The sequence below is a fragment of the Rosenbergiella collisarenosi genome, from assembly GCF_018494085.1.
GTDB lineage: Bacteria > Pseudomonadota > Gammaproteobacteria > Enterobacterales > Enterobacteriaceae > Rosenbergiella > Rosenbergiella collisarenosi.
This window is the reverse complement of record NZ_JABBFP010000001.1, coordinates 263,028-279,990: the sequence shown is the minus strand read 5'-3', so window position 1 is coordinate 279,990 and position 16,963 is coordinate 263,028. Positions and strand designations below refer to the sequence as shown.

Below are 16,963 nucleotides of genomic sequence, written 5' to 3'. Positions count from 1 at the left end.
CATGGACATACTTAATACCGAAATTTGGCGCGTAGGGATCATCCGTGCGCCTATTCAAGATGTCCTCAAGGCGGGGACACTTGAGACATTCCCCATCACATGGGTAGAAGCAGACGATTCGCTGTGCTTTATTGCCGACCCCTTTGGTCTGTGGCAGGGAGGGTTACTGTATCTCTTCGTTGAAGCCTACGACTATCGCACACGTCGTGGCTATATCGTGGCTTATGTCTTAGACGCCGAACTGAATATTCTCGAGCATCGCCCTGTGTTACGCGAAGAGTGGCATCTCTCCTATCCGGTCGTTTTCGAAGCCGACGGCGAGATTTGGATGCTGCCCGAAGCCTATAAGTCGGGGCGGCTTACGCTATATCGTGCGATTGAATTTCCATGGCGATGGCAAGCCGTTCCCGAATTTCAATTTCCTGAGGCGGCTATCGATGCTTCACCCTTGTTTCATGCTGGCCGCTGGTGGATGTTTTATACGCCCCCGACACCGAAAGCCGCTAGAACCAATACCTTAAAGTTAGCGAGCGCAGACCATTTATTTGGCCCGTGGGATCAACAGCCAATCCAAACTCTGCGAGAAGATATTCATGGCTCGCGGATGGGGGGGACCCCATTTTTAGCAAACGGCAAAATATTTTTACCGACACAAGACTGCCATGAAACCTACGGCGGGGCCTTGCAACTACTGAGTTTCCCTGAAGAAGGTATCTCTCAGCCAGACCTCTCTTGCTCTCACCGACTCACTGCCCCCCACCACAATGCTCCGTATCTCCAAGGGCTGCATACCCTCTCCCAGGCTGGCTCAGTGACTTTGGTGGATACCAAAAGAGAGCTACGCGGGTCGCCGCGCCGCATATTGATTGAATTGAGTCGACTGTGGCATAAAAAATAATGCGTTATTCCTCGCCCCTATTAACTAAATAGTCACGATAGAAGCGTGCGGCGACCTCGGGATGAGAGCGTAGCCGCCCTTTTAGATAATTCCATCCTACCTCGCGTCGCATGGGATTGTCTGGATCGCTGGCTGGGCCTCTCGCTAACTGAGCAAGAGTTGGAGGAAGGGGATACAAAGGCACAACCGCGTCGAGTTGTGCGCCAAGGAAAAAGGCTATCGATAAGCGCTCTTTATCCTGTGGCGGCGAAACGACTCGGTGCACGGTCGCGCGTAAATAACCGTTGGTGGCGAGTTCCAGTAACTCACCGATATTCACCACGAACGTATCCTCAATCGGTGGAATATCCCACCACTCGCCGTCCTCCACCTCGACTTGTAAACCTGATTGCTCGTCTTGTAGCAGTAACGTTAAAAAACCAGAATCCTTATGGGCCCCTACGCCCTGCCGGGATTGCGAAAGGTTCCGGCCAGGATAACGGATTAATTTGACGTGCTCGTTCGGGTAATCGCCGTAGAGTTCATCGAAGCTCTCAGCGGGTAGAGAGAGCGACTCAGCTAATGCTCTCAGTAGCTGTAATGCCACCAAGGTCATGTGCTGCTGCCAAACGGTAAGTTGCTGGCGCAGTTCAGGTAACGCCTGTGGCCATTGGTTCGGCCCTTGCATTCTGCTCCACGCAGGGGATCGAGAATTCGTAATCGCTGGTCGCTCGGCACCGATATCAAATTGCTCGCGGTAGTCATGCTGTCCTCGAGTCACCTCGACGCCCGACCGGTTATAGCCACGAAAGTGAGGGGAGTTGATCATCGATACCGCTTCTTTCTCAGACAGCGGTAGCGAAAAAAATTGGCGAGAGACTCGCTGCACGTCGCTTAACAGCTGTCGAGAGAGCCCGTGGTTACGAAGATAAAAGAAACCGATATCGCGAGCCGCCCTGCCCAGCGACAGCAGCGTTTCTTGGCGATGGGAAGAGTTTTCAGTTACTAAACTTGATAAATCAATAATGGGTAAAGTCTGCCGATTCATGATCCCTCCTCTCTCATTAATCGTTCTATCATGCCATTGCTGCTGACTCTCCACTAGCTGAGTTCTCACTCTCATTAGAACGGTTTTGAATGAGTTATCACGAAGAAAACTGACATCTAAAACGTTTTTAATGCATAACTTTTGCTAATTTTTTTTCTTCACATCCGCCGTAAAGATCGCCACACTGGTGATCTATCTCACATAAAGAAGGCTTAAGCATGCAAATTTTATTAATAGGGGGTAGCCCAGCCCAACGCTCACGCACACAAATATTGTTAGATCATTCGGCAGAGTGGCTGGCACATCGTGGCGCACAAACATTGACGTGGCGCGCGACCGATATCCCGGCTGAAGTCTTACTTCATGCGCAATTCTCGCATCCGTCTATCGCACAATTTCGCGAGGATATCGCCCAAGCAGACGGTATTATCATCGCCTCTCCCGTTTATAAAGCGGCTTATACCGGGATCCTTAAAGCGATTATCGACTTGCTACCCGAGCGCGCCTTCGAGCATAAAGTTGTCCTGCCCTTAATGACGGCCGGTAGCGCAAACCATTTGTTAGCGCTCGACTTCAGCCTAAAGCCGCTAGTCGCCGCCTTAAAAGCCGAAGAGATTATCAGCGGGGTCTATGCCAGCGATCAGCAGATCCACTATCCTGATGCTAACCATCCTGCACGCCTCGATGACGATGTTAAGAGACGTCTTCACGATAACCTCGAATCGTTCCATCAAGCGTTACAACGTCGTCCAGCACAACAACAAGCGGTTGCCTAACGTTATTCCTGCACGGGAACGGATGCCCTGACGCTATTGATGCGCACGATTCATAAGGCCTAGCGATGATTAATGAGTATTATTATTTCCCTATACGGTAAAGTAGTGGCCCACTCTTTATCATAAAACGGCGACCCATGAGCAAAACCCTCCATCGCCCTGTCTCAACACAGGGTCTGGCTTTTATTCTTATCCTCAGTGCATTAATGGCCTTTACCTCGTTATCGGTAGATATCTATTTGCCCGCAATGCCGATGATGAGTGCAAGTTTGCACGGTAATACCGAGCTTACGATTACCGGATTTTTAATCGGTTTTTGTTTAGCCCAATTGGTGTGGGGACCGATTAGCGATCGTTATGGGCGCCGCCTGCCGCTATTGATCGGCATGACCCTATTCATCGTTGGATCGATAGGCTGCGCGCTCTCGCAGACCATTGCTGAAATCGTATTCTGGCGGGTATTTCAAGCGATAGGGGCGTGTACCGGACCGATGCTGGCGAGGGCGATGATCCGTGACCTGTTTAGCCGTACACGCGCTGCACAGATGCTGTCAACCCTAATCGTCGTAATGGCTATTGCGCCGATCGCAGGGCCGATCATCGGCGGGCAGCTAATCCTTTTCACGAGCTGGCATGCGATATTTTGGCTATTGGCTATTATCGGTATTGCGATGTGGGTAGCACTGCGCTGGCTACCTGAAACCCTAGCCCCTGAGCAACGCATTCACGCATCACTCTGCCAAGTCTTTCGTAATTATTATGACTTACTAAAACAAAGACAATTTATGCGTTTTACGCTCGCCCTAACGTTTTATTATGTCTCGGCTTATACTTTTATCACCGCATCGCCCTTTGTTTATATTAATTATTTCCATGTATCAGCGCAGCACTTCGGCTACTACTTTGCGGTCAATATTGTGGGCGTGATGGGGATGAGTATTCTTAATCGCCGACTAGTCCACCGCTTTGCCTTAGAGAAACTCTTAAAATTTTCCGTAACACTGTCAGCCAGTGCCATGGTGCTATTAGCGGTCACGACCTATTTTTCGCTAGGAGGAATTGGCCTAATGATGGGGTTAGTATTTATTTTCTTCGCGATGAATGGGGTGATTGCGTCGGTCACTACGGCGGCTGCCTTAGATAGCGTTCCTCGCATGACGGGAGCTGCCTCAGCGCTAATTGGCTCACTACAATATGGCAGCGGTATTCTCTCCTCCGCCTTATTAGCGATTTTTAATAGCGGTACCCCGCTTACCATGGCGCTCATGATGGCCAGTTTTACACTGACCAGTTTCGTCATGAGCTTTTTAGCCAAAGATTAACCGAGTAGACTGGGCCACAATTGGCCCAGCTAGCCGTTACTCATCGTCCTCATCTTTCGGTTTACCTGGAAAGCGTCGGCGGATAACGACAAAGAAAATCGGGACAAAGTAGATCGCAAGCAGCGTCGCCGCTACCATTCCCCCAATGACTCCCGTTCCTACGGCATTTTGTGCACCTGATCCGGCGCCCGATCCTAATGCTAACGGGAGCACCCCCAAAATAAAGGCCATCGAGGTCATCAATATCGGCCTCAAGCGCATCCGTACGGCCGAGAGCGTAGCTTCGATCAGTCCCTTGCCCGCGAGCTCAATCTCATCCTTCGCAAACTCAACAATCAAGATGGCGTTCTTGGCAGAGAGGCCGATAGTCGTCAGTAAGCCGACGACAAAATATACATCGTTGTTCAGTCCGCGCAGCGCCGTCGCGATTAAGGCGCCCAAAACACCTAATGGAACAACCATAATCACGGAGAAAGGGATAGACCAGCTTTCATAGAGTGCCGCCAGACAGAGGAAAACCACTAACAGCGAAATTGCATAAAGCGCTGGGGCCTGATCGCCGGCTAATCGCTCTTGGTATGACATCCCGGTCCAGTCGGAACCCACGCCTGCGGGAAGCTGTTTCGTCAGGGATTCCATCAGTGCCATCGCCTCACCAGAGCTCCTCCCCGGGGCAGGTTGGCCGAGGATCTCAATGGATGATAGACCGTTATAGCGCTCCAGCCGCGGTGAACCATACTGCCAGTTTGCTGTGGCAAAAGCGGAAAAGGGGACCATTTTACCATTTGCCGCCCGAACGAACCAATGGGTAAGGTCGTTAGGCATCATGCGATAGGGAGCGTCACTCATCACATAAACCTTCTTAACCCGGCCATGATCCATAAAGTCGTTTACGTAGGTTCCACCCCATGCGCTGCTTAGCGTAGTGTTGATATCACTCAGATCTACACCGAGAGCCGTGGCTTTTTCTTGATCGACGTTCACTTTATACTGCGGGCTATCATCCATCCCGTTAGCACGTACCGAGCTTAGGAGATCCGGATGTTGTTGGGCAAGTTGTAGTAGCTTATTCCTTGCCGCCATGAGTTGTTCATGACCCACTGCATCCTGATCGATTAACTCAAAATCAAATCCGGTGGCATTCCCTAAAGCGATAATCGGCGGAAGGTTAAAGGCAACGACATTTCCATCAATAATCTGGCTGAAGGCTGTATTGGCGCGTGCAACAATGCTATCCACACTGCGCTCGGCACCCTCACGCGTAGACCAATCTTTGAGGCCGACGAAAGCAATCCCCACATTTTGTCCTCGCCCCGCAAAACCAAAACCATTAACGGTGAGGATATTCTCGACATTATCCTTTTCATTATTGAGGTAAAAATCGTTGATCTTATCCAATACCTGCTGTGTCCGTTCTTGGGTCGCGCCGGCAGGGAGAATCGCCTGCGTCGCCAAGACTCCCTGATCCTCAGAAGGTAAAAACGAGGAGGGAAGATGCATGAACAAGTAGGCACATCCCCCCACGAGGGCCGCATAAATAATGAGATAACGTCCGCCGCGCTGCACCATATGGCTTACGACTTGCGTATAGTGGTCCGTACTTTGATCAAATTTACGGTTGAACCAGCCGAAGATCCCTCGCGAACCGGCATGCTGGTCGCCCTGATGGGGTTTAAGTAAAGTGACACAAAGCGCTGGCGTTAAGATCAGTGCAACGAGCACGGACAGCCCCATCGCCGAGACAATGGTAATCGAAAATTGTCGATAGATAACACCCGTACTTCCGCCAAAAAAGGCCATCGGAACAAACACTGCGGAGAGCACCAAGGCAATACCGACTAGAGCACCTTGAATCTGCCCCATCGATTTTCGCGTCGCGGCTTTTGGCGATAGCCCCTCCTCCGCCATGATACGTTCGACGTTTTCGACGACGACTATCGCATCATCGACGAGTAGGCCGATGGCGAGAACCATCCCGAACATGGTTAGGGTATTAATCGAATACCCGAACGCACTGAGAATTCCGAAGGTCCCGAGTAGTACTACTGGTACGGCGATGGTCGGGATCAGGGTGGCGCGGAAACTCTGTAAGAAGAGATACATCACCAAGAACACCAGAATCACCGCTTCGAAAAGCGTCTTCACGACTTCATGGATGGAGATACTGATAAAAGGTGTTGTATCGTAGGGATACACTACCTTTAGTCCCCGAGGAAAGTGTGACTGCATACTAGTTATTTTTGCGCGGATCGCCTGTGCGGTATCTAACGCATTGGCACCGCTAGCGAGCTGTATTCCCAACGCCGAAGCGGGTTTTCCGTTAATCTTCACGACAAAGTTATAGTTTTCACTCCCACGCGCGATTTTCGCTACATCGTGTAAACGCACCTGCGAGCCATCGCTATTCACCTTCAGTAAAATATTCCCAAATTGCTCCGGCGATGAGAGACGTGTCTGCGCAATGATTGAAGCATTTAACTGCTGCCCTTTCACCGCAGGCGCTCCGCCTAGTTGCCCGGCGGCAACTTGTGCGTTTTGCGCCTCAATCATGCGGTTAACATCGACCGGCGTCAGCTGGTAGGCATCCAATTTATTGGGATCAAGCCAAATACGCATCGCGTACTGCGAACCGAATAACGTCGTATCTCCCACCCCGCTGATACGGCTAATTGGGTCTTGTAAATTAGACGCAACGTAATCGGCAATATCTTCCATGCTCATTTTTCCGGTCTGATCGTAAAAACCGGGTACTAAGAAGAAGACATTCGACGATTTACGGACCGTAATCCCTTGTTGTTGAACCTCTTGCGGTAATAGCGGTGTCGCAAGCTGCAGTTTGTTCTGTACCTGCACCTGCGCAATATCGGGATCGGTACCGTTCTGAAAAGAGAGAATAAGCTGTAGCGTGCCTGACGAGTCGCTGGTTGAGGACATGTACATCAATCCATCCAGACCACTCATATTCTGTTCTATAACCTGAGTCACACTATTCTGTAAGGTGGTTGCATCCGCCCCAGGGTACGTAGCACGTACCTGTACAGAGGTTGGCGCCACGTCAGGGTATTGCTCGATGGGCATTTTTTGAATCGCAATGATCCCAACCAGCATGACAATAATCGCTAATACCCAAGCGAAAATCGGTCGATTGATAAAAAATTTAGACATTAGTCATGGGTCTCCTGCTGGGTCGCTGTAGTGCTTTCAACGGGGATGACGGTCATACCCGGACTAACGCGTTGTCCGCCAGAAATCACCACATGGTCACCCGCCGCCAAGCCGTGTTTCACAATTAATTGATTATTCGGCGCTTGGCTTACGTCAACATTACGAATATCCGCTTTATTTTGCTGGTCGATAGTCACAACGGTGGCATCGCCACGTGCACTACGTACGATAGCTTGCTGCGGAACGAGCAAGGCATTGACATCATTACCCTGATCTAATTTCGCCCGTACAAACATCCCTGGAAGGAGTTGATGTTCAGGATTCGGCACAATAGCTCTTAGCGTGATGGCCCCAGTTGTGGGATCAACGGTGACATCCGAAAAGGCAACACTGCCTGTATGACGATAGAGGGTACCATCGCTAAACACCACGTGGATCGGCACTTTACCGCCAACTTGCTGTAACTGACCGGAGGCGAGTTGCTGCTGAAGGTGTAAGAAATCGTCCGCAGACTGCGTAATATCGACATACAGCGGATCCAACTGCTGTACGGTAGCGAGCGCCGCGCTTTGCTCGTTCTGCACCAATGCACCTTCAGTAACACTAGATAGTCCAACTCGTCCGGTTATCGGCGAAACTACCCGCGTACGGGCGAGGTTGATCTGTGCACTTTTCAGGGCTGCCCGAGCAGAATCGGTCGTCGCCTGAGCCTGAGCCGCGGTCGCCAGGGCCTGATCATAGTCTTGACGACTCACATACTGTGGCCCGAGTAGTGAGCGATACCGATCGAGAGTAACCTGCGCCATCCGTGCATCGGCAATAGATTGATCTACCTGCGCGGCGGCCCGATCAACCTCAGCTTTAAAGGGGGCGGGATCGATCTGATACAAGCTTTCTCCCGCTTGTACATCACTACCTTCAGTAAAATTACGCTTAAGAATCACCCCCGATACTTGCGGACGAATATCGGCAACACGATAGGCTAACGTGCGCCCAGGCAGCTCAGTCGACAGGGCGACAGTCCTTGGCGTAACCGTTAAATAAGTGACTTTGGGTGGCTGCTCTGTCGCGGCGGTGTCATGATGCTGATCACAACCCGTCATCGTCAATGTCGCTAACACAGAGAGAAATAACAGCGGCTTAGCTGCCTGGTTTTTGGGCATAGTTAATGGACTCCGAGGCCGGGGTTATCACACGGTGATATTAATAATTAATTAAATGTTTCGAGATAATGACGACGGTATGTCGCAGGAGGGACTTGGTATTTTCGGCAAAACGAACGTGTAAAAGATTGCTGTGACTCGTAGCCATACTTTAATGAGATTTCCATGACGCTCAACGATGTTGAACAGAGCTCATCTGCGGCAGAGATCAGTTTTTTTTCACGAATATAGTGACCCAATCTTTCGTTCATCACGTCGAAAAACATCCGTTGCAGATGCCAGCGAGAATATCCAGCACGCCGTGCGACATCCTCTATTTTTATAGGATGAGTAAGGTTCTCATCTATCCATGTAGTCAGCTCATGAATAATAGCGTGTTGCCTACTCATTGATCTCCTCAGCTATAAAAAATACTAACCCACTGATAAAAAATGGATTAATAATTAAATATCTTCCCTAAAGGAAAACCAGCAACGAATAGGTAGAGTAACATTCTCTATTGATGTTGATTAGTCGGTAAATCTTGATAAAGTTTATGAAAAACCCTCATCAATCGTGGTCGCTTTACCACTTTTTTAAGGAAGTATGATGCTGAGAGAAAACTTTACTGATTTAACCTACTTAATTGTCGTCGCGCGCGAGCAAAGTTTTACGCGTGCCGCGGCGCGATTAGGCGTCTCACAATCAGCCCTCAGCCATGCTATTCGCAGTCTCGAAGAGCGGCTGAATATGCGGCTTTTAACCCGTACCACACGCAGTGTTTCGACCACCGAAGCCGGTGAACAACTGGTCAATACGATCACCCCATTGATCGATGATTTAGAGTCCGTATTGCAATCGCTTAACGACGAGCAAGGTAAGATCGTCGGTAACTTACGAATTACCGCCGGAGAGCATGCGCTACGTACAACATTACTACCTAAGGTCTATGCTTTTATCGCACAGTATCCCGAGGTGAATATCGAGTTTGTTAGCGATAACAGTCTAACGAATATCGTCAGCGAGCGGTTTGATGCGGGAGTCAGACTCGGCGATCAGATTGAAAAGGATATGATTGCCATCCGAATCGGTCCTGATTGGCGGATGACCGCAGTTGCCGCCCCGAGTTATTTTGCCAAGTGGGGAAAACCCGATACCCCTTACGCCCTGCAGCAACATAATTGCATCAATATGCGCCTACCGACGTTGGGAGGACTCTATCAGTGGGAATTTATCTATCAAGGCAAAGAAATTCGGGTACGTGTTGAGGGCCAGCTGACCTTTAACCATCTGTCCTCGCGTATTGATGCCGCCGTCGCGGGGCTGGGTATCATTTATGTACCGGAGGAGAGCGTGGCTGAGCAAGTCGCTCAAGGTAGGTTAGAACCTGTTCTTGAGGAGTGGTGCCCCTATTTCACGGGCTACCACCTTTATTATCCTAGCCGCAAGCAGCATACCGCAGCCTTTGCTAAGTTTATCGAAGCCGTGCGCGATTAACCCACTACTTAATCTTTTGATAGTACTGTTGAAATAAACGCAGGCGGCGTTGATAAAAATGATGACGCTCCTCATCCGGTTGATAGGTTGCTACGCTTGGTGAGGCAGGAAAGTGTTCTGCGAGAGGCAAAGAGGGATTACAGGCCATTCTGGCAAGACGCGCAGCGCCCAGTGCCGGCCCAACATCGCCGCCTTGGCGATACTCGAGCGATTTACCGGTCACATCAGCCAGGAGTTGGCGCCAAAACTCACTCCTTGCCCCACCACCGATCAGAATAATCGACGTGGGAACAACACCACTTTGGTGTAGAGCATCCATCCCCTCGGCCAATCCTAGACTCACGCCCTCCACCACTGCAAACGCAACCTCGGCAGGTCCATGTTGTTGAGTCAATCCAGTAAAGGTTCCCGTAGCATAGGGGTTGTTGTGCGGGGTGCGCTCTCCAGCCAGATAAGGGAGAAATATAGGCGAATCAGCGGTTACACTAGCGCGTTGCGCCAGTTGTAAGAAGTCTGCCACTGATGATTGTCCGGTAATCGTCGCCGCCCACTCTAAACAAGATGCTGCGCTAAGCATGACTGACATTAGGTGCCAAGTATTCGGTAAGGCATGACAGAAACTATGCACGGCTTGACGACTATTGGCATAAAAACCATCGCTCACCGCAAAATAGACCCCGGAAGTGCCCAGCGAGAGCATCGCTTGCCCAGACTGCCACACGCCAACGCCCAACGCACCCGCCGCGTTATCGCCACCACCCGCTATAATCGGTAATGCCGAGGAAAAGCCCCAGCGCTGCTGATGTTCTTCGTGTAGCGAACCGCTCACCTGCGGCCCCTCGAGTAATACCGGTACTTGGTCGACGGTTAACCCACATGCATTGAGTAGTGCTTCATCCCATTGTCGGGTGGCAACATTTAACCATAAGGTTCCCGACGCATCCGACATATCGGTTGCGAAGGTGCCACACAGTTTCCAGCGTAGATAGTCTTTGGGTAAAACCACATGAACAATCTGGCGAAAAAGATCAGGCTCATGCTCGGCTACCCATAGCAGCTTAGGGGCAGTCATCCCAGTCATTACTTGGTTCCCAGTAATGCTTTCTACACTCGGTACACGTTCGCTAAGTAGCGCGCACTGCGGCGCACAGCGCCCATCGTTCCACAGTATTGCCGGGCGTAGGGGTTCACCTTTCTCGTCCAGCAGCACCGCACCGTGCATTTGCCCAGTTACGCCGATAGCTTTTACCGCCTGAAGAGAATGCGCTTGTGCCAAATGATCGAGGGCTTGTTCCGTTGCATGCCACCATTGTGTCGCAGATTGCTCCGACCAGAGCGGATGTGGATGGTCGCAGGTTAACGAAACCGACTCGCTTGCACAGACCTGTAGCTGTTCGTCCATTAACACGACTTTAACGCCAGAGGTTCCTAAGTCGATACCAAGATACATGGGTATTCTCCATAATGTAGGTGAAATTACCCTAAGCATTATTGATTAAGAATACTACTGGTTTTCATCAATAACGTGACATTGGAAGTGCCGTTGTGACGAGCAGATAACCTTGTTATCGCGGGTAATCATCACGGCTTCTAGCTCAGGATGATGCTCAAGCCATGCTAAGCTACCTTCTAGCCCCATTCCATACAGTAAGGTGCTATAGATATCGCCGATTAACGAGGAGTCACTGATCACGGTGACGCTGAGTAGATCGTTATCCAACGGATAGCCGGTTCGGCTATCTAAAATATGATGATAACGGTGCTGTTGGTGGAGAAAAAAGCGCTCGTATACGCCAGACGTGACGACCGAACGCCCGCTTATCGCCAAGCGCGCGCTCAGCGTCTGCGCGGCGGCAAAAGGTTTCTGTAAGCCAACTTGCCAAGGGCCGTACTCGGGCTGTGCTAAGGTATGAATATTCCCGCCCAGATTAATTAGCGCAAAGGGCTCTTGTTGTTCGGCCAAATACTGGCAGATCTTATCGGCGATATAGCCTTTCGCAATCGCTCCTAGGTCGATCTCCATACCCTTTTTTCGTAAGAAGATCGACTGACTATCCGGATCGAGAATGAGATCGTGAGGATCGATCAACAGCATTGAATCGAGGATCTGTGTTACGGGCGGTGGCGAACACCCAGCAAAACCAATACGCCAAGTCTTTACCAAAGGGCCTATGGCCAGGTTAAATAGACTCCCCGGTAATAGGCTTATTCGCTGTGCAAGCGCGACAAGCTGAAAAAGTGCCGCCGGGACAACGATAGGACGGTCACCCGCTGCCCGGTTAACTGCCATCAATCGCGAATCATCCCTATTGGCGCTCAGTAACGTTTCTTGCTGTTTGATCAGCTGAAAAACGGCGCGCGCACGCTGTGGATTACTGCGGGACAGCGATAGACGAATCGGCGAACCCATCATGACTGCCTGATAATTGGCCATATCGCTCTCCTGATCGTTATATATTCGTTTTGACCCAGTTAGCCGCCTGTTCGCCCGCCAGTAAACCAAAAATAATGATATCCGCCACCGCGTTCCCACCAATACGGTTCGCGCCATGGATCCCGCCCACTACTTCACCCGCTGCCCATAACCCGGTTATGGGTCGATGTTGGGTATCAAGTACCTGTGCTTGGGTGGAGATGGCAACACCGCCCATCGTATGATGCACGCCAGGCGCAATATTAATCGCGTAGAAAGGCGCATTCTCCAGGGGGTGGCGTAAAGCCGTGGTTCGTCCAAATTGCGGATCCTGCTGTTGGCGTACCGCTTGGTTAAATATCGCGAGGGTATGCGCTAATACATCGGGATCCATGCCGGTCTTTTTAGCAAGATCCGGGGCATCTTTGCCTTGGACCACGAATCCTTTCGCGAGGTATTCGTCGGCCGCTTTATTTTGCGATCGGACTTGCTCATCGAAGATGATCCACGCACTCTTCTCCGCTAGAGCAATGATCTGTGCAGAGACCTTATCGCGGGTATCCATTTCATTGCAGAATCGTTCGCCGGCTTGTGACACCAATATCGCCCCGCCTCCACGAATCGATTCGGAGATTAGGTAGGCACTGCGCTGTTCAACCGTAGGGTGAATTTGGATTTCTGCCATATCAACCGTCTCGGCACCCAGAGCCTGTAATAAAGTGATACCACTTCCCGTTGCGCCTTTATGGTTAGTCGTCACAAACCCCGTAAGTTCCGGACGATAATGTTCCACCATTTTTGTATTCGCGCTAAACCCGCCGGTGGCGACAATAATGGCTTTAGCCCGTAATACCCGACGTTCGCCATATTCATCGACCACAGTTAGCCCGATAACGGTGTCGTCTTGGTATTCGATGCTTTCCGCTTTGGTATCAAGTAGCACATCGATATTACGCTGGTTAAGGTTTTTGACTAACCCACTGATCAGAAAACCGCCGACCGCAGAACGGTCTGCTGGCCGATGAGTACGGTCAATACTCATCCCCCCCGTGATAGTAATATCACTCAAAATAATCTGCTGCTTAGCGAGCCAGTCAATTGCAGCGGGTGCTCTCTCGACAAACTGCTGCAGCAAATCTGGGTTATTCTTGTATTTCCCCCCGCGAAGTGTCTCTTCATAGAAACAGGCTTTAGTATCCTCAATTCCTTTCGCACGCTGATAGGTCGTCTGGGCCGCGTTCATTCCTACTGATGCTTTAAGGGTATTGCCTCCGATCGTGGGCATCCGCTCGACGATAACTACTTTCGCCCCCAAGTCATGGGCGTTAATCGCCGCGGCAAGTCCTGCACCACCACTCCCGATAACAATCACATCGTAGTTTTCTAAACTAGCTGGATCGACGCCACTATCCTGTGCCCAATGCTTAGATGAGGTAGACAAAGCACGTGACACCGCTTTTTTCAGCGCTTCACTTTGCGTCGTCGCGCCCGCAATAGCGTCGACATACGGACTGTTAGCGACCAACATACGGGTACGCAGCTGCTCAAAGGTCTGTGTGAAATCGACATCAAGGCAGCTATCCGGCTGGAGTCTAATGTCCGTAATACGATCAGTATCAAGCTGTACGTCGATATTTAGTTTTAGCGCCTCGGCCTCGACTTTTTCGTGATAGATCCCGGCTTTAAATTTCTTACCTGCGCTCTGTTCATCACGGATCATCGCATCGACGAGTGAGAAGTGCCACAGCGGTTCAGGGATACAGAGCGCTTGCCGCTGCGTACTCGCCATCTCAAGACTCAGGTTTTCTCCTGCATTCAGACGCTGCCACCAATCGGGATAGACGATACAAGCTTTACCCACGGCTAGCAGATCGTAACCTGCTCTTAGAGCATTCTCGACGTCAGCTCTATTCACTATTCCACCTACGCCGATCACCGGCACCTGAGCCAGCGACGATCCTGAGGAAATAGCCTGACGATACCGCGCGATCAATGGCGTAGGATCCTCAAGATCAACAATCGACGATCGCGACCAATGGCCTAATGAGAAGTGCACATAATCCAGCCCTCGCTCAGCCAGTTTTTCTAGCAAATAGAGGCTATCGCCAAAGGTAATACCCGGTTTTTCTATCTCCTCCGGTGAGAAACGATAGCCAATAATAAAATCTGAGGCTTCGGCTCGCTCCGCTATTTGATGAGCAATATCGAGCACCGCGAGGGGGAAACGGCTACGTTTTTCTCTATCGCCGCCCCACTGATCGTCACGACGATTAGAGTGAGGGGAATAAAACTGTTGAAGTAAGTAAGTATTGGCGCCATGGATCTCTACACCATCAAACCCGGCCTTGATTGCCCGATTCACGGCATCGCCAAATTTGGTAATCAGCGCATCGATTTCCCCCAAGTTCAATGCACGGGGGATGGTTGCCCCCTCACGCGCCGCCGCAACGGCGCTGGGGGCAACTGGCGTTCTTCCCCCGATTAACTCGGGTTCGACCATCCGCCCACCATGATAGATCTGTAAGATAGCCAATGCGCCTTGCTGCTTAATCGCCTTCGCCACCCGCGCTAAACCGGGGATTTTTTTATCGTTATCAATACCCAGTGCTCCTGGAAAAGCTGGACCGAGTGGATCAATAAAACAGCATTCAACAATAACGGCTCCTAAGCCCTGCGCGCGTTGCCCATAATAATCAACCAAATCTTGCGGTACGCTACCATCGTGAAAACCACTACAGGTCGTCATCGGGGCCATAAGAAGTCTATTCTTTACGGTTTTTCCTCGGGTAAAGCTTAATGCGGTATTAAAAACAGGTGTACGTTCCATTGGCGCTCCAGAGGCTATCATTGCATAGCTAACGGTATTTATAACGACCACTATAAGCCGATCCTATTTTCCTTCCCCTTCGCCTAGATCAAAAAACCGTAATAAATAGATAAATAAACACCTGTTATAAATAAATTAAACACAAATTTAAAATACAACAAACAAATATTTAACCGAGTGATTTTTAAATCATTTATATAAAAAACCATGAAATTTGTTTAGGATCAAAAAATACATAAACTTTATTGGAAGCGTGAAAGCACTCTTTTATCTCTTGATAGAAATCAACATCCCACCGAGCAGAAAATTGATGATAGTGGGGATAATTTTGACTGTATTTCTCCTCCATCGATACATTATTGAGTGATTATTCATGAATAAGGGCAATGGACAAACCGTTTCTCCCCCCCTATCGGGAAATATTAAAAAAGTAATTATTTTTCTCCTTCCCGCTCTTGTCGCATTATTACTATTAGTCACCCCAGTTCCTGACGGTTTATCTCCTCATGCGTGGCACTTCTTTGCTATCTTCGCCGCAGTCATTGTCGGATTAATCTTCGAGCCCTTACCGGGAGCAGTCATCGGCTTAACCGGTATTGTGGTAGTCGCCATCTTCAATCAATGGCTGTTATTCAGTCCCGAACAACTCGCCGATCCTCATTTCAAAACAGCTAATCAAGCCTTTAAATGGGCTGTCAGCGGGTTTAGTAACTCGACTGTATGGCTAATCTTCGGGGCCTTCATGTTTGCAGCGGGCTATGACAAGACAAATTTAGGACGACGCCTAGCATTAATATTGGTGAAGTTTTTAGGACGCCGTAGCTTAACGTTAGGCTACGCAATTACATTCGCAGATCTACTGCTCGCTCCGTTCACCCCCTCCAATACCGCGCGTAGTGGTGGTACCATTTACCCTATTATCGCCAACCTTCCACCCTTATATGGTTCGAAGCCTAACGACCCGAGCGCCCGAAGAATTGGTTCGTACTTGATGTGGGTCGCCATCACCGCAGCCTGTATTACTAGCTCAATGTTTCTATCTGCTTTAGCCCCAAATTTATTAGCGTTAGCCTTGGTAAAAAGCGTGGTTGGTATCGATATCACGTGGGGGAAATGGTTTCTAGCTTTTCTACCGGTCGGGATCTTATTGATTATCACAATGCCACTACTTGCCTATTGGCTTTATCCTCCCGAGGTGAAGGTCAATGAACAAGTTCCGCAATGGGCAGCAAGTGAATTGAAAAAACTGGGCAAGATGTCTCGTAATGAGATTTTACTGCTTTGCTTTGTCTGCTGTGCATTATTGATGTGGATTTTCGCTACCGCATGGATCGAACCTGCGATGGCTGCATTACTCGTCGTCGTCTTGATGCTGTGGACCGGCGTACTATCGTGGAACGATATCACCAGCAATAAACCGGCTTGGAATACCTTTGCCTGGTTCGCCACCTTAGTCGCGTTAGCTGATGGTTTAGCAAGGGTCGGGTTTATCCGCTGGTTGGGCCAAGAAGCCGGCCTTTTATTAACGGGAATTAGTCCAACAGCGGCTACCGTTATGCTCTTTTTAGCGTTTTATCTACTTCACTATCTTTTTGCCAGTTCAACCGCTCATACTACCGCGCTGCTTCCAGCAATATTGACTATTGGTGCCGCTATCCCGGGTATCGATATGCCTATTTTCTGCCTGCTGCTGGTCACGTCGCTCGGTATTATGGGGATCATTACTCCTTATGGAACAGGGCCTAGTCCTATCTATTACGGGAGCGGTTATCTACCCACTAAAGATTATTGGCGGCTAGGTTCGATTTTTGGAATGATTTTCTTACTCGCTCTACTATTCATCGGTTATCCGTGGATGAAGATGATTTTTTAAATTTAGGATAAGAGTAAGGCATT

The 16,963-nt window shown here is 49.9% G+C and carries 12 protein-coding genes; 5 read left to right on the top strand and 7 right to left on the bottom strand.

All coding sequences use genetic code 11. The annotated features are described in order from the left end of the window. The first annotated feature begins 1 nt into the window (after position 1). On the top strand, positions 2-898 hold the full coding sequence (locus HGT70_RS01245; RefSeq protein ID WP_214194684.1) for a glucosamine inositolphosphorylceramide transferase family protein: 897 nt from the start codon (positions 2-4) through the stop codon (positions 896-898). A gap of 4 nt (positions 899-902) precedes the next feature. On the opposite strand, the gene HGT70_RS01240 is transcribed toward HGT70_RS01245, so the two are convergent. After that, a complete protein-coding gene (locus HGT70_RS01240) occupies positions 903-1,925 on the bottom strand; it encodes an isopenicillin N synthase family dioxygenase (protein ID WP_214194683.1) in 1,023 nt (340 codons plus the stop codon). A 218-nt stretch (positions 1,926-2,143) separates the two neighbouring features. On the opposite strand from HGT70_RS01240, the gene ssuE reads away from it, so the two are divergent. Together ssuE and HGT70_RS01230 are read left to right on the top strand one after the other, a co-directional pair. Then, positions 2,144-2,701: an NADPH-dependent FMN reductase gene (gene ssuE, locus HGT70_RS01235; RefSeq protein WP_071433834.1), complete on the top strand. Its 558-nt coding sequence runs from the start codon at positions 2,144-2,146 to the stop codon at positions 2,699-2,701. A 137-nt stretch (positions 2,702-2,838) separates the two neighbouring features. Continuing rightward, complete coding sequence (locus HGT70_RS01230) at positions 2,839-4,023, top strand: Bcr/CflA family multidrug efflux MFS transporter (protein ID WP_214194682.1); 1,185 nt, start codon at positions 2,839-2,841, stop codon at positions 4,021-4,023. A gap of 36 nt (positions 4,024-4,059) precedes the next feature. Here HGT70_RS01230 and HGT70_RS01225 read toward each other — a convergent pair whose 3' ends face one another. From HGT70_RS01225 to HGT70_RS01215, 3 genes are read right to left on the bottom strand one after another with little or no spacing between them, the layout of a single operon-like run. Continuing rightward, positions 4,060-7,188 (bottom strand): efflux RND transporter permease subunit, encoded by a 3,129-nt coding sequence (locus tag HGT70_RS01225; protein WP_214194681.1) that lies wholly within the window; start codon positions 7,186-7,188, stop codon positions 4,060-4,062. Beyond that, entirely contained in the window at positions 7,188-8,351 is a 1,164-nt protein-coding gene (locus HGT70_RS01220; protein WP_214194680.1) for an efflux RND transporter periplasmic adaptor subunit, read from the bottom strand. The genes HGT70_RS01225 and HGT70_RS01220 overlap by 1 nt, the downstream gene beginning before the upstream one ends. Before the next feature lie 47 nt (positions 8,352-8,398). After that, the gene (locus HGT70_RS01215) at positions 8,399-8,740 is read right to left on the bottom strand and encodes a helix-turn-helix domain-containing protein (protein WP_071433827.1); all 342 of its coding nucleotides are present in this window, start codon (positions 8,738-8,740) and stop codon (positions 8,399-8,401) included. Positions 8,741-8,939: 199 nt separating this feature from the next. Here HGT70_RS01215 and HGT70_RS01210 point away from each other — a divergent pair, with 199 nt between their 5' ends. Further along, on the top strand, positions 8,940-9,827 hold the full coding sequence (locus HGT70_RS01210) for a LysR family transcriptional regulator (RefSeq protein WP_071433824.1): 888 nt from the start codon (positions 8,940-8,942) through the stop codon (positions 9,825-9,827). Between the two features lie 4 nt (positions 9,828-9,831). On the opposite strand, the gene xylB is transcribed toward HGT70_RS01210, so the two are convergent. The 3 genes from xylB to HGT70_RS01195 are packed head-to-tail and all read right to left on the bottom strand — an operon-like array spanning position 9,832 to position 15,067. Next, entirely contained in the window at positions 9,832-11,277 is a 1,446-nt protein-coding gene (gene xylB, locus HGT70_RS01205; RefSeq protein ID WP_214194679.1) for a xylulokinase, read from the bottom strand. Between the two features lie 54 nt (positions 11,278-11,331). Further along, a complete protein-coding gene (locus tag HGT70_RS01200) occupies positions 11,332-12,261 on the bottom strand; it encodes an FAD:protein FMN transferase (RefSeq protein WP_214194678.1) in 930 nt (309 codons plus the stop codon). A gap of 16 nt (positions 12,262-12,277) precedes the next feature. Continuing rightward, the gene (locus tag HGT70_RS01195; RefSeq protein ID WP_214194677.1) at positions 12,278-15,067 is read right to left on the bottom strand and encodes a flavocytochrome c; all 2,790 of its coding nucleotides are present in this window, start codon (positions 15,065-15,067) and stop codon (positions 12,278-12,280) included. A gap of 373 nt (positions 15,068-15,440) precedes the next feature. Between HGT70_RS01195 and HGT70_RS01190 the strand changes: the two genes are divergently transcribed. Then, positions 15,441-16,940, top strand: coding sequence for an anion permease (locus HGT70_RS01190; protein ID WP_214194676.1), 1,500 nt, complete (start codon positions 15,441-15,443; stop codon positions 16,938-16,940). The last annotated feature ends 23 nt before the right edge of the window (positions 16,941-16,963 follow it).